A 16,147-nucleotide genomic window follows, 5' to 3' on the forward strand; every position below is an offset into this window, starting at 1 on the left:
CCTACTTAAGCGCCAGGGTCACGGCCTTGATGTCCACGTATTCGTCAATGCCGTGGACCGAGCCCTCCTTGCCGTAGCCGGAGGACTTCACCCCGCCGAAGGGCGCGACGGCGGTCGAGATCAGGCCGGTGTTCACCCCGCACATGCCCGCCTCGATGTGGCGGCCGATGCGGAAGGCGCGGTCCAGATCGCGGGTGAACAGATAGGAGGCCAGGCCGAACTCGCTGTCATTGGCCTTGGCCAGAACCTCCTCCTCACTGTCGAACGGGAAGACGGGAATCAGCGGGCCGAAGGTCTCTTCCTCGCGGAACAGCTTGTCGTCGCCACCCAGGGTCACGGTCGGCTGGAAGAAGCGGCCGCCGAGCTCATGGCGCGTGCCGCCGGTCAGCACCCTGCCGCCCGCCGCCTGCACCTTGGTCAGGTGATCTTCCACCTTCGCGATGGCCTTGTCCTCGATCAGCGGACCGACCTTCACCCCAGGCTCGAAGGCCGGGCCGACCGCGATCTTCGCCGCCTCGGCCGCCAGCTTGGCCGCGTACTCCTCCGCCACCGAAGCTTCGACATAGACCCGGTTCGGGCAGACGCAGGTCTGGCCCGAGTTGCGGAACTTGCCCTTGATGGTCTCGGCCACGGCGAGGTCCAGATCGGCGTCGGCGAAGACGATCAGCGGCGCCGCGCCGCCCAGCTCCATCGACACCCGCTTCAGGGTCGGGGCGCATTGCTCGGCGAGTTTGCGGCCCACGGGGGTGGAGCCGGTGAAGCTCAGCTTGCGGATGTCGGGCGAGGCGGTCAGCACCCCGCCGATGGTCGCCGCATCGCCGGTGATGACGCTCAGCGCCCCCTTGGGCAGACCCGCCTGATAGGCCAGTTCCGCCAGCGCCAGGGCGGTGAACGGGGTCTGGCTGGCCGGCTTCACCACGGCGGTGCAGCCCGCCGCGAAGGCCGGACCCAGCTTGCGGGTCAGCATGGCCGCCGGGAAGTTCCAGGGCGTGATCAGGGCGCAGGGGCCGACCGCCTCGCGGAAGGTCAGGATGACGTGGCCCAGCGGGCTGTCCTGCGTTTCCCCGATCAGCCGCTCGGCCTGTCCGGCGAACCATTTGATGAAGCCGTTGGCGTAGGCGACCTCGCCCTTGGCCTCCTCGAACGGCTTGCCGTTCTCCAGCGCCATCAGGGCGCCCAGACCCTCGGTGTTCTCGTCGATCAGCCGCGCCCATTCGCGCAGGAAGGCGGCGCGCTTGTGCGGATCGGATCGCGACCAGCCGGGGAAGGCCTCGACCGCCGCGGCGATGGCCCGCTCGGTCTCGGCGACGCCGAGATCGGGGATGTGGCCGATGATCTCGCCGGTGGCGGGATCATCGACCGCGATGCGGGCGGACCCGGTCACGGCCTCTCCGGCGATGAAGGCGTGTTCACGCAGGAGCTTCAGTCCGGCGTCGCGGGGCGTCTGGGTCATGATCTTCATCCGGTTCGGGGAGGAACGGGGAAACGCGTCAGGTCTCGATCGTGTCCAGGTCGCGGCCCTTGGTCTCCGGCAGCCAGATCAGGCTGACGATGACCGCCACGACGGTGAAGGCGACCGAATACCAGAGCCCGAAATAGATATTCCCGGACGCCGCCACCAGAGCGAAGCTGGCGGCGGGCAGCAGGCCCCCGACCCAGCCGGTGCCGATATTGTAGGGCAGGCTCATCGCCGTGTAGCGCACCCGGGTCGGGAACAGCTCGACCAGCGCCGCCGCCTGCGGGCCGTATAGGGCGCAGGCCGCGACCATGAAGATCATCAGGATGGCGAAGGTCAGCGGCATGTTGATCCGCGCCGGATCGGCCTTGGCGGGATAGCCCGCCGCCGTCAGGGCGGCCCTGGCGCGGGTCTCCAGATCGGTGCGCGCGGTCTTCAGGTCGGCCGGGCTCAGACGTCCGCCGTCGAACGAGGCCACCTCGGCGCCGCCGACATGGATCTCCGCCGGCGCGCCCGCCGGGCCCGCGACGGTGGCGTAGGGCACGCCCGCGTTCGACAGGGCGATCCGGGCCACGTCGCAGGAGCTGGAGAAGACCGCCTTGCCGATGGGGTCAAACAGCAGGTGGCAGTCCGCGGGATCGGCCAATACCGTCACCGGGCTTGAGGCCTGCGCCTCGGCCAACGCCGGATTGGCGGCGCGTGTCAGGGCGTGGAAGCCGGGGAAGAAGGCGACCAACGCCAGGATCATGCCGAACAGCATCACCGGCTTGCGCCCGACCTTGTCCGACAGCCAGCCGAAGAAGATGTAGAGGAAGGCCGAAGCCACCGTGACCATCAGCACCAGCTGATCGACGGTGTTGGTGTCGACCTTGAGCACCTTCTCCATGAAGAAGCGGGTGTAGAAATAGCCGCAGTACCAGACCGCCCCCTGGGCGATCATGATGCCGAACAGGGCGATCAGGACAAAGCGGCCATTGCCCCATTGGAAAAAAGCCTCGCGATAGGGGGCGCGGTTCTCACCGGCCTCGGCCTCCATCCGCTGATAGGCGGGGCTCTCGTTCAGCTTCAGCCGGATCCACAGCGACACCGCCAGCAGCAGGGCCGACAGCAGGAAGGGGATGCGCCAGCCCCATTCGTCGAAGGCCTCGGTTCCGACGATGGCGCGGGTGGTCAGGATCACCGCCAGCGCGCCGATCAGGCCCATGGCGGCGGTGGTCTGAATCCAGCCGGTCAGCAGGCCGCGCTTCTTCACCGGCGCATGTTCGGCCACATAGATGGCCGCGCCGCCGTACTCGCCGCCCAGGGCGAAGCCCTGCAACATCCGCATGATCAGCAGCAGGATGGGCGCGGCGATGCCGATGGCGCCGTAGTCCGGCAAGATGCCGATGGCCACCGTGGCCAGACCCATCAGGGTGATGGTCACGAGGAAGGTCGTCTTGCGCCCGGTGCGATCCCCGAACCAGCCGAACACCAGCGCGCCGAGCGGGCGCACCACGAAGCCGAGGCCGAAGGTCAGCAGGGCCATGATGTAGCTGACGGTCTCGCCCGCATCGGCGAAGAAATGCTTGGCGATGACGGTCGCCAGAGAGCCGAAGACGAAGAAGTCGTACCACTCGAACGCCGTCCCCGCCGCCGAGGCGCCCACGACCGTCTTCAGGCCCGGGCCATCCCGGGTCTCAACCGCTTCCGTCATTCAACGCCTCCCCGCGTTGTGATCGCCATCTGCGGGCGCTTCTTCGGGGATGCTAGACCGCGCCGCGTGGGGCGCAAGAGGGCTGATTCCGGACGTGCAAAGGCCCGCCGGAGGGGAAAGCCGGCGGGCCTTTTTCAACCGGCCTGCGCGTCGGGGGAAACCGCGGGCCGGGAAGTCAGAACGGTTTAGTTCTTGGCGTCTTCCGCCGCGCCGGTGACGGCGTTGCCGGCGGCGGAGGCGTCACGGCCAACGCCGGAAACGGTGTTACAGGCGGCGGTGGTCAGGGCGGCGGCCGCAGCGACCAGAATGAAGATCTTGCGCATCTTTTGAACTCCTTGAGGCCCGGGGGAGGCGTCTGGATGATCAACGTCGCGGCGCGTCCCCGGTTCCCAGGTCGGCGGGGTCCATGGGGACCACGGCCTCGGGGGTGGCGAAGGTCATGCGGGCGACGGCGCCGCCGCCTTCGGCGGGCAGCATCTCGACCTCGCCGCGCAGCTGTTTGGCGAAGGCGCCCATCAGGGTGCGGCCGACTCCGGCCCGCTCGCTCTCGCTGACCCCAGGTCCGTTGTCCTGCACTTCCAGCACGCTGGTGTCGCCCTGCACCCGGAAGCGGACCTTCAGGTCGCCGCCGCGTCCGGCGAAGGCGTGCTTCTGCGCATTGGTCACCGCCTCGACCAGCCACAGGGCCAGCGGCGCCAGCTTGTCGGGATCGACGACGAGAGAGTCCGCCTCGACCGACGAGGTCACCAGATGGCCGCGTCCACTCTCGCTCGCGATCAACTGGCCGACCAGTTCGGTCAGGAAGATGCGCGCGTCGGCGTAGCGAAGGTCATCGCTCTGGTAGAGGGTGCGATAGATCAGGGCCAGGGCCGCGATCCGCTGGCGGGTGTCGCCCACCGCCGCCTTGGCCGGTTCGTCCTTCAGCGCCCGCTGCTGCATCGACAGCAGGGACGAGATGATCTGCAGATTGTTCTTCACCCGGTGATGGATCTCGCGCATCAGCGCGTCCTTCTCGGCCACCGAGGCCTGTAGGGCGGCGTCGCGGGTGGTGATCGTCTCCGCCAACTCGTCCAGCGTCTTGGCCAGCACCCGGATTTCGGACGGGGCGTTGACCGCCTGCACCGGGCGCACCGAGAACCGGCCCCGGGCGTAGATGGCGGCGATCCGCTCCAGATAGTCCAGCCAGCGCACCACGATCCGCTCGCTGAACAGCATCACCGAGACGAAGGCGGCCAGCCAGGCGGCCAGCGGCATCAGCAGCAGGCCGACCGGGTTCAGGCGCGCCCAGGATAGCAGGCCCGGCGAGGGGGCTGACAGCAGCGCGTATACATCGCGCCCCGCCAGCGCCGCTCCGGCGAAGACGCGGTGGCGGCCATCGGAATCGGCTTCGAAGATCGAGGAGCCCTGCTCGCGCGCCCGGTCCACCCAGCCGCTCAGGCTCTCGCCGCCCTCCAGTCGGAAGGCCTCGACGTCGGTGGCGGTCAGGATGCGGCCCTGTGCATCGGTCAGGGCGGCCTGCGATCCCTCGGGCAGGGCGGCGTCGGCGACGTCGGGCTGCAGCGAGGTCAGGGGAATGATGGCGATCATGGCGCCGTCGAAGGCGCCCAGCGGGCGCTCCAGCCGCAAGGCGACGACCAGTCCCGGGGGGCGCCCGGGCGCTTCCGGGGCGCGGGCCAGAACAGTGCTTTCCCCGGCGCGCAGGCGCTGGAACCAGGCGCTGCGCCGGGCGTCGACCAGCCAGGGCGGCGGGGCGGCGGCGAGGCCTTGCGAGGCGCAGGTGGTCTGGCCGGTGGCGGTCAAGCGGGCGAGGCCCTCCAGATCATCCAGTCGATCAACGAGCGCCGTGAGTCGGGGTTCGCAGAAGATCTCCAGCGCCTCGGGACGCAGGGCCTGAAGCAGGACGCTGGTCGAATCCAGTCGCGCCTTGGCGCTGGCGGCGGTGCGTTCGGCGGCCAGTTGCAGGTCCTGCCGCCGTTCGATGTCCTGATCGCGGAACTGCTGCTGGGCCTGGAAGGCGCCGAGCAACAGGATCGGCAGCAGGGCGAGCGCCAGGGCGACGCCCAGCCGGAAGCGGATGCCCTGGAATTTCGGCTGGGCCAGCCCCCTTCCCAGTCCCCGACCGAGTGCGCGTCCCAGCCGCACCCGCTCAGTTCCGAACGCTGCTCAGGCGATCCGCGGCGGCGAGGATGGAACGCATGGCGTCGCCGGCGGCGCGCCCGTCGCGGGCGTAGCCGCCCTTTTCGAGCGTCGCCTGCAGCGCCTTGCGGGCGCGCGAGACGCGGCTCTTCACCGTGCCGACCGCGCACTGGCAGATCTCTGCGGCTTCCTCGTAGGCGAAGCCCCCGGCGCCCACCAGGATCAGCGCTTCACGCTGCTCCTCGGGCAGGGTGGCCAGAGCCAGTCGCAGTTCGTCCAGCGCCACCGGCGATTCCGGATCGTCCACGGCCACCAGGGTCCGCTCGGCGGCCTCCTGGTCCAGCTGGGACTGACGCCACGAACGGCGTTTCTCGGAATAGAACTGGTTGCGCAGGATCATGAAGGTCCAGGCCTTCATGTTGGTGCCCATCTGATAGCTGGCGCGGGCGTCCCACGCCTTCATCATCGCGTCCTGGGCCAGATCGTCGGCCGCGGTGGGGTCTCCGGTCAGGGTGCGCGCGAACGCCCGCAGGTGCGGGATCAGCGCGACCAGCTCTTTCTTGAACGCGTTGTCGTCAGCCGACGGCGGCTTGGGGGCGCCGGTCATGCGCCGCTCCCCCCGCGATCACGCTCGTCGGCGCGACGCAGGATATCCAGAAACTCGTCCGGCACCGGCTCGTTCACCACCTCGTCGAACATGTGCCTCAGCTTCACGCCGATGGCCTGTTGACGGAGGCGAGCCTCCTCAAGGCCGGCTCCGCCCTTGGCCGGTTTTCCCGGAGGGTTGGAATTCTCTGTCATTGAAATTGGTCGCCACCCACTACTTGTAGAAGCCCGAAACGCCATGCCTTCCGCTGGGTTCCGGCCATGGAACCAAAATATGCTCAAGCTTTCTTGCGGCGGCGGGAACCGTGACTGATTTGATACGTTTCGAGTGACTGCTACGGTCCCGATTCCGGGGGCCGCAAATCTGTCGGGGACTTCGAGTATGAGCCTGCTGGCCCGCCTTGCGCCGCACCTTCCCTATGTTCGCCGTTATGCCCGGGCGCTGACCGGCGACCAGACCACTGGCGACAACTATGTGCGCGTGGCGCTTGAGGCCCTCGCCGCCGGCGAGCGTCAGCTGCCCGCCGACATGACGCCGCGCGTCGCCCTCTATCATGTGTTCCACGCCATCTGGGCCTCGACCGGCGCCCAGCTGGAAGACAAGAGCGGCATCGAAGGCCGCGACGACGCCTCGGGCCGCCTGATGCGGATCGCGCCCAAGTCGCGTCAGGCCTTCCTGCTGACCGCGCTTGAGGGCTTCACCCCCTCCGAAGCCGCCCAGATCCTCGACGCCGACGCCCTCGACGTCGAACGCCTGATCTCGGAAGCCCAGTCGGATATTGACGCCGAACTGGCCACCGACGTCCTGATCATCGAGGACGAGGCCATCATCTCGGCCGATATCGAGAGCCTGGTGAAGGAGCTGGGCCACCGCGTCACCGGCACCGCCACCACCCACGATGAAGCTGTGGACGCCGTCTCGCGTCACCGTCCGGGTCTGGTCCTCGCCGACATCCAGCTGGCTGACGGCTCGTCCGGCATTGATGCGGTCAAGGACATCCTCAAGCGGATCGACGTGCCGGTGATCTTCATCACCGCCTTCCCGGAGCGTCTGCTGACCGGCGAGCGTCCAGAGCCGACCTTCCTGATCACCAAGCCCTTCCAGCCGGAGACGGTGAAGGCGGCGATCAGCCAGGCGCTGTTCTTCCACCCTTCGCGCCAGAAGGAAGCGGCCTGACCGTTTCCGCCTTCTGAGGCCTGAAGAAAGGCCCCGGTCGCAGGACCGGGGCCTTTTTCTTATTGCGCGGGCGCGGAGGTCGTCGGCGCGTTGATGTTGGGCGCTTCGCCCGTCGGCGGGTTGGTGGGCTGTCCGGTCGCGGTCGTGGGCGCATCGGCGGTGGGTGGGGTCGCCGCGTCTCCGCTGAAGGCCTGGGCGTCGACCGGCTGCTGGCCGTTGTTGGCGTTGGTAGCGTCGAAGCCGCCGTTGCTGACGAACCACATGCCCAGCAGCAGGATCGCCGCAGCGCCTGCTGAAACGATCAGCACGGTCAGGATGCGCACCCCGCCCCGGCCGCCACGGACATACTGGGCTTCCACGGGACGGCCTTCATGGACGGCGTCGGCGGCTTTGTCGTGGGGGGATTGATGAGTCATGGCGAGGCCTCCGGTGGCGAAAAAGGTCGCCGCTCCAACGCCTCGCCGGACGCCGCCGTTCCGGCCTCCCGTCACGCGCGAAAAAATCGACGCGCCTCCGGAACTGCTTTCAGGGCGCCTCGTTATCAGTCTGCGGAGGCGACGACGCCCCCCCGACTTGAGACTGGCCACAGCCAGTCTGTCGCCTCCGCACCTCATTCTCGATGATGCCACTCAAGGCGGACCCTCTGCGGTCCGCCTTTTTCTTTTCCCGGCTGGACAGGCGCGCCGGTCTCGCCACTATGCGCGTCCTGAAAGAAAACCCGGAGGAAGTCCCATGGCCCGAACCAACCGTCAGTGGGTGCTGCGTCAGCGACCCAAGGGCCTGATCCAGCCGGGCGATCTGGAGCTGGTCGAGGCGCAACTGCCCGATCTGAAAGACTCCGAAATCCTGGTCCGCACCATCTATCTGTCGCTGGATCCGACCAACCGCACCTGGATGAACGAGGCCGAGGGTTATCTGCCCGCCGTGCCGCTAGGCGGTGTCATGCGCGGCCTGACCCTGGGGGTGGTCGAAGAGAGCAAGTCCGACCGCTTCAAGGACGGCGACATTGTCTCGACCGCCGCGGGCGGCTGGGCCGACTACGCCGTGATCCCTGACGCCGCCGCCTCGCGCGTGCATCGCGCGCCGGGTCTGCCGCTCACCGCCAACATGTCTGTGCTGGGCATGACCGGCCTGACCGCCTGGGCGGGCGTCACCGATGTGCTGAAGGCCAAGGAAGGCGAAACCATCGTCATCTCGGCCGCCGCCGGCGCCGTCGGCTCGATCGCCGGCCAGATCGCCAAGGCGCGCGGCGTCCGCGTCATCGGCATCGCCGGCGGCCCGGACAAATGCCGCTGGCTGACCGAGGACCTCGGGTTCGACGCCGCCATCGACTATAAGAACGAGGATGTCGGCGAGGCCCTGGACCGACTGGCGCCCGACGGCTTCGAGATGAATTTCGAGAACGTCGGCGGCGACATCATGATCGCCGTCTTCAACCGCCTGAAGGTCCATGGCCGAATGGCCGTTTGCGGCCTGATCTCGTCCTACAATGCGACGAAGATGCCGCCGTCGCCGAACTTCAGCCGGATCATCACCCATCGCCTCGACGTGCAAGGCTTCCTGGTCCTCGACTACGGCCATCGCGGCAAGGAGATGGTGGCCGAGGTCGGTCCGATGCTGGCCGACGGTCGGGTGAAATGGAAGGTCCACGTCGATGACGGTCTGGAGGTCGCGCTCGACTCGCTGAACCGCTTGTTCACCGGCGACCACGACGGCAAGCTGCTGGTTCGGGTGTCGGAAGAGCCGGCGGCCTGATGGAGCGCCCGGCATGACTGAAACTCTGCACGTCCATTTCGAGGATCTGGGCGTCGGCGAGGTCGTGCCGCTCGGCGCCTGCATGGTCGATCAGGCCGCGCTGGAGGTGTTCGTCGAACGCTTCCTACCCGGCTGGGACCCGGCCTACGGCGCGCCGGACGCCATGGTCTACGCTCTGTGGAGCCGCCTGTTCGCCGACAAGGCGGCGGGCTGGGCCCAGTCCAAGGTGCTGGCGGTCGACGGCCTGCGCTATCTGCGCAATCCGCCTGCGGGCGAGCTGATGCGCGGACGGATGACCGTCATGGGCAAGGACCCGGTCGGGGACGAGAAGGGCATCGTCATCGCCCAGCATGACATGCTGGATGAGGCGGGGCGGCTGATCTTCTCCTGCCTGACCCGGTCATTGCTGGCCCGGCGGTAATGAAAAAGGCCCCGCAGTCGCCTGCGGGGCCTTCTTTCATTTCAACCTTGGCGCCGATCAGGCGTTAGCGGCCGCCGGGAACTGGGCGGCGCGCTGGAAGGCCATGGCGATCAGACGATCCCAGCCCAGCAGCGACACGAGGTGGGCGTAGATTTGGCCTAGGGCGCCGTTGTCGCGCAGTTCGGCGATCTTGTCGGGCGACAGGGTCTTCAGCTTGTCTTCCGAGATGGCGAAATACTCGGCCAGCTTCTGCGGAGTGGCGGCGCTGCCGTCCGGGTTGCGCGGGGTGAAGACCGCTTCCTTGGTCTCGAACAGGTCCAGCTCGTTGAGCAGGGCCACGAAGGCCTCGGTGCGCTGACGCTCCTGTTCGAAATTGTTGCAGAACTCCATGGCCTGCTGGGTGTACGGCGACGGCTGGCCATCGACGAACAGCGGGGTCTCGCCGCCTTCCTTCAGGAAGGCCGCGCCGCGGTCGACGCACAGGATCAGGCGCTTGGCGGCGTCGTCGTTGGCGAAGACGAACGGATAGCGGCGGACGTAGGCCGGGATATAGGCCTCGGCGCGGAAGTCGCCGTCCGGACTGACGAACAGGTTTTCACCCGGCCGCAGGCCCATCACGACGACCGGCTGCTTGGCCTCGCCGACGAAGATCACCGGGTAGGACAGGGCGGCCGGAGCGAACTCGGTCACGGTCAGCGGCACCAGGTTGGTGGCGGCGGTGAAGGCGTAGGGCTTGTCAACGGCATCGACGCCCAGGGCGCCGTGCGCTTCGACCGACAGGGGTTCAGGTTGGTTGTAGAAGAGGACGTTTCCGGACAGGCCGGCGGTCTGGGCGGTAGTGTCGGTCATGAACGCGGTCAGCTCTGAAAAAAGAGGAAGGCGGGCGTTCTAGCCCAGACACGGGCGACCGGCAAACGGTCGCCCGTGTGGGTTGTTCGACGCGCGTCTGACCTCAGAACGTAGCCCGCACGCCGAGAACCAGATTGCGACCCCGCAGCGGAGCCACGTCGGTCAGGAACGAGGCGTGGTTCAGCGCCACCTCGTCCAGCAGGTTGTTGCCGCGCAGATAGACCTGGGCGCCGACCGGACCGGCGGTGAAGTCATAGGCCACCGTCGCGTTGATCATCTCATAGCCGGGCGTCTCGGTTTCGAAGGCCGCGATATCGTCCTGCTCGAACACATGCTGGTATTCGACGTCGCCGGACCATGCGCCCTGCAGGAACTCGGCGCGGGCGCCGAGGCGGGCGGCCGGGATGCGTGGCACGGAGCCGCCGCCGTTGTCGAACTTGGCGCGGACGTAGTCACCGAAGACCGTGGCCGAAATCCACGGCGCGAAGCGGTGGGTGACCTCGCCCTCGACGCCGGTGAAGACGGCGTCGGCCTGGCTGTAGCGGATCAGGCGGAAGTCCTCGAACTGGTCCAGGGTGTCGGCGAAGATGTAGCCGTCATAGCCGTACCGGTAGGCGCCCAGCGTCAGGGTCGTGTCGCCACGGGTGCGGCGCAGCGACACCTCGGCGGCGTTGACCGTCTCGGTGTCCAGCGTCGCCGTGCCGATCTCATAGGTGTTGGTGGCCAGGTGGACGCCGTCCGCGAACAGTTCCTGGGCCGAGGGGGCGCGTTGCGACCGCGACAGCGAACCGGCGACCGACCATTCCGGCGCGAAGCTCCACACCGCGCCGCCCGAGATCGAGAACGGTTCGTGCTTGACGGTCGACTGACCGACGGCCTCGACCTCCTGCCATTCCTGACGGGCCGAGACCTCGAAGCGCAGGTCGCCGAAGGCGGCCTCTTCCATCGCGAACAGGGCGTTGGAGGTGGTGCGGCTTTCCGGCAGGAAGGCCTCCTCCCCGATGGCGGCGAAATCGCTGCGCGAGGACTGGACGCCGACCACGCCGCGCACGACGCCGATCTGGGCGTGCTCGACCTCGACCCGGGCGTCGTAGCCTTCGTTGGTGAAGGTGGTGGCGACCTCGTCGCCCTCCTTCTCGTCGTGGGCGTAATCGGTGAAGCCGGCGCGCAGGCTGACCCGCTCGATCCACGGCGAGGGCTGGCGCAGTTCGCCACGCACATCGACGCGACGGCTGCGCAGGTCGATCACCGGCGGCGTGTGCTCGCCCGCCTCGTGGTCGTGGTCGTGATCTTCGCCCCCGTCATGTCCACCGCAGTGGATGGACGAACCGTGCGGGTGGCAGCTTTCGTATTCATGGGTGTGGCCCGGCAGGCCGTAGTTGCTGTCCTGCTCGGTATAGGCGACGCCCAGATAGCCGCGCTGCCCGATCCAGGATGCGCCCACGGTCACGGTGCTGGTATCGTTGAACGAGCCTGCGAGACGGTCGAACGGGCCGGTCTCTTCGTGCTCCTCCTCTTCGCCTTCCTCATGCTCGTGGTGCGGCGGCTGATAGGTCGGGACGGCGTAGTCGCCGGACTCGCGCTTCAGGGCCTCAAGGCGCAGGGCGAACGAACCGACGCCGGCGGTCACGCCCGCCACGACGGTGCGTTCGTCATCGGCGGTGCCGGCGCGGGCCTCGACGGCGCCGGTGACGCCTTCGATCGCGCGGGTCGGGATCCGGCGATCCACCACGTTCACCGCGCCGCCGATGGCGCCGCCGCCGTACAGCAGGGCGCTGGGACCGCGCAGAATTTCAATGCTCTCGACCAGCAACGGCTCGACGCTGACCGCGTGATCCGGCGAGATTTCCGAGGCGTCCATCAGGGCCGAACCATTGCTCAGCACCCGGACGCGCGGCGAGGTCTGGCCGCGGATGACCGGACGGCTGGCGCCGCCGCCGAAAGTGTCGGAGTTCACGCCGGGAATGCCCGACAGGGTCTCGCCCAGGGTGGCCTGACGACGATGAACCAGTTCATCGCCGCCCAGAACGGCGACGCTGGAGACGATGTCATTGGCGCCGCGGCCCAGCGGGATCGCGGTGACCACCACCTCTTCCAGCTCGGTCGGCTGGGCGGTGGCGGGAACAGGAGCGGTTTGGGCGAAGGCGGCGCCGGCGGCCAGGGCGAAGCCACTGGCGGCGGTCAGAAGCAGAGAAAGACGCATAATGAGGACCCGACGATGAACGTGCTTGTCGGGATATGTTATACTGTTACACTTTGCAATAGCTCCGCCCGGGGCCGGGGTAGATAAGCATGGTCAGCGGCCTCTTCCGCTACATCGAGACGCTTCAGGGGCAGGAGCCATGGGGCTCCGTCCTCGACGCCGGGGTCGGCGTGAACTCGGCGGAATGGATGACCGCCCTGCCGACGACGACGCGCTGGACCGCCGTCACCGCCGCGCCCGGCCACGCCCGGCAGGTCCGAGAGGCGGTCGACGCCCGGCTGCGCCTTCAGGACCGGTTGTTGGTAGGCAACTGGATGGATCCCGCCCTGCTGGAAGGCGAGGTCCATGATGTGGTCCTTGCCGACTATCTGATCGGGGCGGTTGAGGGCTTCAGCCCCTACTTCCAGGAAGACCTGCTGCGCCGCCTCAAGCCGATGGTCGGGCGCAGGCTCTACATCACCGGTCTGGACCCCTATGTCGTCGGCGAGGTTCCGGACGCGGCGGCCCGCTGCGTGCGCGAGATCGGGCGGCTGCGCGACGTCTGCCTGCTGCTGGCGGACGAGACCCCCTATCGCGAGTTTCCGGCGGAATGGGTGCGCGACCGGCTGATGGAGGCGGGTTTCCGCATCCTCAGCGCCAAGCGCTTCCCCAACCGCTACCGGGCGCGTTGGGTGGACGGGCAGTTGGACATGGCGGTGCGCCGCCTGCCGAAGATCGCCGACCGGGCGCTGGCCGAGGCCCTGGCGGGACGGATCGAGGCCTTGCGCGCCGAAGGCCATGGGCTGGCAAAATCCGGCGATGGGCTGCACGTCGGTTTCGACTATGTCATCGCGGCGGAACCGGCGTGAAACGGTCGCGTGCAGTCGTCACGGTTGCAGCGGGGCAGGGGAAGCATTAGCTCTCGCGGCATGGGCGACGCCTGTCATCATCACCATCACGACGGTCCGCCGTCCGCCTCGACCGTGGCTTCGGCCCTGGCCGCCGCCGACGCGCGCCTCACCGGCGAGGGCGAACGCATGACCGCGGCCCGGCTGCGGGTGCTCGAACTGCTGCTCTCGGCGGGCGAGCCCGTGAAGGCCTATGACCTGATCGCCCGCTTCGGAGAGGACGGCCAGCCGGCCAAGCCGCCGACCGTCTATCGCGCGCTGGAGTTCCTCGAGCGCAAGGGACTGGCCCACCGCATCGCCTCGATCAGTGCCTATGTCGCCTGCTCCACGGGCAAGGCTGACCACGCCGCCGCCTTCCTGATCTGTGACTGTTGTGGCGCCACCGAAGAGGTCTCGGCCACCGTCGCGGACGGGCTGGACAGCGCCGCGGGCGCCGCTGGCTATGTCATCGAGCGCACGACCATCGAAGCCCACGGCCGCTGCCGGGCCTGCCGCGTCCCCGGCTGACCGTACGCTCGCGTCGGTTTTTCTGGAAAACACGCTTCCGGAGTTCTATTTCTGCCCCATGGACGCGATCCGGCTCTCCCCGCCCCGTCGCCTGAGCCTGCCGGTCGAGAACCGGTGGGGCGCCGGAGACATGTCCGTTCTCGATTTCGGCGATCCGAAGCGGCCCGTGGATCTGGTCTTCGTCCACGCCAACGGCTTCAACGCCATGACCTACCGCACCCTGCTGGCGCCCCTGTCCGGGACCTTGCGCATCTGGGCGCCGGACCTGCGCGGCCACGGCCACACCACCCTGCCGACCGACCCCGCCAACCGTCGCGGCTGGTCGGATCACCGGGACGATCTGGTCTCTCTGCTGGACACGCTGGACGGCCCGCCGGTGGTGCTGGCCGGGCATTCGATGGGCGGCACCTCCTCCCTTCTGGCCGCGGCCGAGCGCCTGGACCGGGTGTCGAAACTGGTCCTGATGGACCCGGTCATCTGGGGGCGGATCGTCGTGACCCTGTTCCAGTTGCCGGTGTTCGACCGACTGGCCTCGCGCATTCCGCTGGTGAAGGGCGCGCTGCGGCGTCGGGCCGTGTTCGACAGCCGCGAGCAGGCTCTGGCCGCCTACTCGGGACGCGGCGCCTTCCGGGGCTGGCCAGAAATGATGATCGCCGACTATCTGGCCGATGGTCTGGTCGAAACCTCCGAGGGCCTCACCCTGGCCTGTCGTCCCGAGTGGGAGGCCTCCAACTACGCCGCCCAGTCGCATGATCCTTGGAAGGCGCTGAAGCGGGTCAATCGCCCGGTCCGCATCCTCAAGGCCGAGGCGGGTTCGACCTGCTTCCCGTCGCCGGGCCTGCCGGGCCTGCCGCATGTCACTGTCGAGACGGTCCACGGCGGCACCCACTTCTTCCCCATGCTCAAGGCCGACGTCGCCCGCGACGCCCTGTTCGACGCGGCGGTCTGAGGCTGTGCTGGCGCCCCGCGTCGCCAGCCGCTAAACCGCCGCCAACAAGAACGACAGTTCGGTTCAGGGAAACGCCTACATCATGCGTGACATCCATCACTTCATCGGCGGCGCGTCGTTCACCGGCGCTTCGGATCGGTTCAGCGACGTGTTCAATCCGAACACCGGCGAGGTTCAGGCCCGCGTCCAGCTGGCCACGACCGGCGAGGTTGATCGCGCGGTCCAGGCCGCCCAGGCCGCCTTCGAAGGCTGGTCCTCGACCAACCCCCAGCGCCGCGCCCGGGTGATGTTCGAGTTCAAGCGTCTGGTCGAGGCCAACATGAACGAGCTGGCCGAACTGCTCAGCTCGGAGCACGGCAAGGTCATCGCCGACTCCAAGGGCGACATCCAGCGTGGTCTGGAGGTCATCGAGTTCGCCTGCGGCATCCCGCATGCGCTTAAGGGCGAATACACCTGGGGCGCCGGTCCCGGCATCGACGTCTATTCGATGCGCCAGCCGCTGGGCGTGGTCTCGGGCATCACCCCGTTCAACTTCCCGGCCATGATCCCGATGTGGATGTTCGGCGTCGCCATCGCCGTCGGCAACACCTTCGTGCTGAAGCCTTCAGAGCGTGACCCGTCCGTGCCGGTGCGTCTGGCCGAACTGATGATTGAGGCGGGCGCCCCCGCCGGCGTCCTGAACGTCGTTCACGGCGACAAGACCGCCGTCGACGCCATCCTGACCCACCCGCTGGTTCACGCCGTGAGTTTCGTCGGCTCGTCCGACATCGCCCACTACGTCTATCAGATGGGCGCCCAGCACGGGAAACGCGTCCAGGCCATGGGCGGCGCCAAGAACCACGGCATCGTCCTGCCCGACGCCGACATGGACCAGGTCATCAAGGACTTGTCCGGCGCGGCCTTCGGCTCGGCGGGCGAGCGCTGCATGGCTCTGCCGGTTGTGGTGCCGGTCGGCCAGAAGACCGCTGACGAGCTGCGCGAACGCATGGTCGCCGAGATCGACACCCTGCGCGTCGGCGTCTCGACCGATGCCTCGGCCCACTACGGCCCCGTGGTCACCGCCGCCCACAAGGCGCGCGTCGAGGGTTGGATCGACCAGGGTGTCAAGGATGGCGCCGAACTGGTCGTCGACGGCCGCGGCTTCACCCTGCAGGGTCACGAGAACGGCTATTTCGTCGGGCCGTCGCTGTTCGACCACGTGAAGCCGGACATGGAGTCCTACAGGGAAGAGATCTTCGGCCCGGTGCTGCAGATCATGCGCGCCGCCAGCTTCGAGGAGGCCCTGTCGCTGCCATCCAAGCACCAGTACGGCAACGGCGTCGCCATCTTCACCCAGAACGGCCGCGCGGCCCGCGACTTCGCCGCCCGCGTCAACGTGGGCATGGTCGGCATCAATGTGCCGATCCCGGTTCCGGTCGCCTATCACACCTTCGGCGGCTGGAAGCGCTCGGCCTTCGGCGACACCAACCAGCACGGCATGGAAGGCGTGAAGTTCTGGACCAAGGTCA

Annotated in this window: 16 protein-coding genes; 7 read left to right on the top strand and 9 right to left on the bottom strand. The window is 68.1% G+C overall.

What is annotated here, in order from left to right; translation table 11 throughout:
• Window position 1: 1 nt before the first annotated feature.
• The 6 genes from ACTIEF_RS02635 to nepR all read right to left on the bottom strand — a co-directional run bounded on the left by ACTIEF_RS02635 (window position 2) and on the right by nepR (window position 6,086).
• Window positions 2-1,453 carry an NAD-dependent succinate-semialdehyde dehydrogenase gene (locus tag ACTIEF_RS02635; protein ID WP_439470635.1) on the bottom strand — a complete coding sequence of 484 codons (1,452 nt, stop codon included), beginning with the start codon at window positions 1,451-1,453 and terminating at the stop codon, window positions 2-4.
• A 37-nt stretch (window positions 1,454-1,490) separates the two neighbouring features.
• Entirely contained in the window at window positions 1,491-3,149 is a 1,659-nt protein-coding gene (locus ACTIEF_RS02640) for an MFS transporter (protein ID WP_439470636.1), read from the bottom strand.
• A gap of 185 nt (window positions 3,150-3,334) precedes the next feature.
• Window positions 3,335-3,472, bottom strand: a complete 138-nt coding sequence (locus ACTIEF_RS02645; RefSeq protein ID WP_439470637.1) for an entericidin A/B family lipoprotein — start codon at window positions 3,470-3,472, stop codon at window positions 3,335-3,337.
• A 40-nt stretch (window positions 3,473-3,512) separates the two neighbouring features.
• Window positions 3,513-5,291 (bottom strand): sensor histidine kinase PhyK, encoded by a 1,779-nt coding sequence (gene phyK, locus ACTIEF_RS02650; protein WP_439470638.1) that lies wholly within the window; start codon window positions 5,289-5,291, stop codon window positions 3,513-3,515.
• 4 nt (window positions 5,292-5,295) lie between these two features.
• On the bottom strand, window positions 5,296-5,892 hold the full coding sequence (locus tag ACTIEF_RS02655; protein ID WP_439470639.1) for a sigma-70 family RNA polymerase sigma factor: 597 nt from the start codon (window positions 5,890-5,892) through the stop codon (window positions 5,296-5,298).
• On the bottom strand, window positions 5,889-6,086 hold the full coding sequence (nepR, locus tag ACTIEF_RS02660; protein ID WP_439470640.1) for an anti-sigma T factor NepR: 198 nt from the start codon (window positions 6,084-6,086) through the stop codon (window positions 5,889-5,891). The genes ACTIEF_RS02655 and nepR overlap by 4 nt, the downstream gene beginning before the upstream one ends.
• 187 nt (window positions 6,087-6,273) lie before the next feature.
• Here nepR and phyR point away from each other — a divergent pair, with 187 nt between their 5' ends.
• A complete protein-coding gene (gene phyR, locus ACTIEF_RS02665) occupies window positions 6,274-7,068 on the top strand; it encodes an anti-anti sigma factor/receiver protein PhyR (RefSeq protein ID WP_439470641.1) in 795 nt (264 codons plus the stop codon).
• A 59-nt stretch (window positions 7,069-7,127) separates the two neighbouring features.
• On the opposite strand, the gene ACTIEF_RS02670 is transcribed toward phyR, so the two are convergent.
• Window positions 7,128-7,484 carry a hypothetical protein gene (locus ACTIEF_RS02670; protein WP_439470642.1) on the bottom strand — a complete coding sequence of 119 codons (357 nt, stop codon included), beginning with the start codon at window positions 7,482-7,484 and terminating at the stop codon, window positions 7,128-7,130.
• 316 nt (window positions 7,485-7,800) lie between these two features.
• Here ACTIEF_RS02670 and ACTIEF_RS02675 point away from each other — a divergent pair, with 316 nt between their 5' ends.
• Entirely contained in the window at window positions 7,801-8,823 is a 1,023-nt protein-coding gene (locus ACTIEF_RS02675) for an NADP-dependent oxidoreductase (RefSeq protein WP_439470643.1), read from the top strand.
• 13 nt (window positions 8,824-8,836) lie between these two features.
• Window positions 8,837-9,244, top strand: a complete 408-nt coding sequence (locus ACTIEF_RS02680) for an acyl dehydratase (RefSeq protein ID WP_439470644.1) — start codon at window positions 8,837-8,839, stop codon at window positions 9,242-9,244.
• Window positions 9,245-9,301: 57 nt separating this feature from the next.
• Here the strand turns inward: ACTIEF_RS02680 and ACTIEF_RS02685 are convergent, their stop codons facing one another.
• Window positions 9,302-10,093 carry a SapC family protein gene (locus ACTIEF_RS02685; protein ID WP_439470645.1) on the bottom strand — a complete coding sequence of 264 codons (792 nt, stop codon included), beginning with the start codon at window positions 10,091-10,093 and terminating at the stop codon, window positions 9,302-9,304.
• A 103-nt stretch (window positions 10,094-10,196) separates the two neighbouring features.
• Window positions 10,197-12,296, bottom strand: coding sequence for a TonB-dependent receptor domain-containing protein (locus ACTIEF_RS02690; RefSeq protein ID WP_439470646.1), 2,100 nt, complete (start codon window positions 12,294-12,296; stop codon window positions 10,197-10,199).
• 89 nt (window positions 12,297-12,385) lie between these two features.
• On the opposite strand from ACTIEF_RS02690, the gene ACTIEF_RS02695 reads away from it, so the two are divergent.
• The 4 genes from ACTIEF_RS02695 to ACTIEF_RS02710 form a co-directional block, all read left to right on the top strand.
• Window positions 12,386-13,144: a hypothetical protein gene (locus tag ACTIEF_RS02695; protein WP_439470647.1), complete on the top strand. Its 759-nt coding sequence runs from the start codon at window positions 12,386-12,388 to the stop codon at window positions 13,142-13,144.
• Window positions 13,145-13,204: 60 nt separating this feature from the next.
• Window positions 13,205-13,690 (top strand): Fur family transcriptional regulator, encoded by a 486-nt coding sequence (locus ACTIEF_RS02700; protein WP_439470648.1) that lies wholly within the window; start codon window positions 13,205-13,207, stop codon window positions 13,688-13,690.
• Between the two features lie 58 nt (window positions 13,691-13,748).
• The gene (locus tag ACTIEF_RS02705; protein WP_439470649.1) at window positions 13,749-14,639 is read left to right on the top strand and encodes an alpha/beta fold hydrolase; all 891 of its coding nucleotides are present in this window, start codon (window positions 13,749-13,751) and stop codon (window positions 14,637-14,639) included.
• 82 nt (window positions 14,640-14,721) lie between these two features.
• On the top strand, window positions 14,722-16,147 hold a 1,426-nt coding region (locus ACTIEF_RS02710), incomplete at its 3' end, for a CoA-acylating methylmalonate-semialdehyde dehydrogenase (protein WP_439470650.1).

Source organism: Brevundimonas sp., from assembly GCF_051858995.1.
Lineage (GTDB): Bacteria > Pseudomonadota > Alphaproteobacteria > Caulobacterales > Caulobacteraceae > Brevundimonas.

What these genes read in the sequence shown, in the direction of transcription:
- ACTIEF_RS02690 (WP_439470646.1), bottom strand. Translation starts at nt 12,296, where the DNA reads ATGCGTCTTTCTCTGCTTCTGACCGCCGCCAGTGGCTTCGCCCTGGCC.
- ACTIEF_RS02700 (WP_439470648.1), top strand. Translation starts at nt 13,205, where the DNA reads ATGGGCGACGCCTGTCATCATCACCATCACGACGGTCCGCCGTCCGCC.
- ACTIEF_RS02670 (WP_439470642.1), bottom strand. Translation starts at nt 7,484, where the DNA reads ATGACTCATCAATCCCCCCACGACAAAGCCGCCGACGCCGTCCATGAA.
- phyR (WP_439470641.1), top strand. Translation starts at nt 6,274, where the DNA reads ATGAGCCTGCTGGCCCGCCTTGCGCCGCACCTTCCCTATGTTCGCCGT.
- ACTIEF_RS02635 (WP_439470635.1), bottom strand. Translation starts at nt 1,453, where the DNA reads ATGACCCAGACGCCCCGCGACGCCGGACTGAAGCTCCTGCGTGAACAC.
- ACTIEF_RS02680 (WP_439470644.1), top strand. Translation starts at nt 8,837, where the DNA reads ATGACTGAAACTCTGCACGTCCATTTCGAGGATCTGGGCGTCGGCGAG.
- ACTIEF_RS02640 (WP_439470636.1), bottom strand. Translation starts at nt 3,149, where the DNA reads ATGACGGAAGCGGTTGAGACCCGGGATGGCCCGGGCCTGAAGACGGTC.
- ACTIEF_RS02675 (WP_439470643.1), top strand. Translation starts at nt 7,801, where the DNA reads ATGGCCCGAACCAACCGTCAGTGGGTGCTGCGTCAGCGACCCAAGGGC.
- ACTIEF_RS02655 (WP_439470639.1), bottom strand. Translation starts at nt 5,892, where the DNA reads ATGACCGGCGCCCCCAAGCCGCCGTCGGCTGACGACAACGCGTTCAAG.
- ACTIEF_RS02705 (WP_439470649.1), top strand. Translation starts at nt 13,749, where the DNA reads ATGGACGCGATCCGGCTCTCCCCGCCCCGTCGCCTGAGCCTGCCGGTC.
- nepR (WP_439470640.1), bottom strand. Translation starts at nt 6,086, where the DNA reads ATGACAGAGAATTCCAACCCTCCGGGAAAACCGGCCAAGGGCGGAGCC.
- ACTIEF_RS02695 (WP_439470647.1), top strand. Translation starts at nt 12,386, where the DNA reads ATGGTCAGCGGCCTCTTCCGCTACATCGAGACGCTTCAGGGGCAGGAG.
- ACTIEF_RS02685 (WP_439470645.1), bottom strand. Translation starts at nt 10,093, where the DNA reads ATGACCGACACTACCGCCCAGACCGCCGGCCTGTCCGGAAACGTCCTC.
- ACTIEF_RS02645 (WP_439470637.1), bottom strand. Translation starts at nt 3,472, where the DNA reads ATGCGCAAGATCTTCATTCTGGTCGCTGCGGCCGCCGCCCTGACCACC.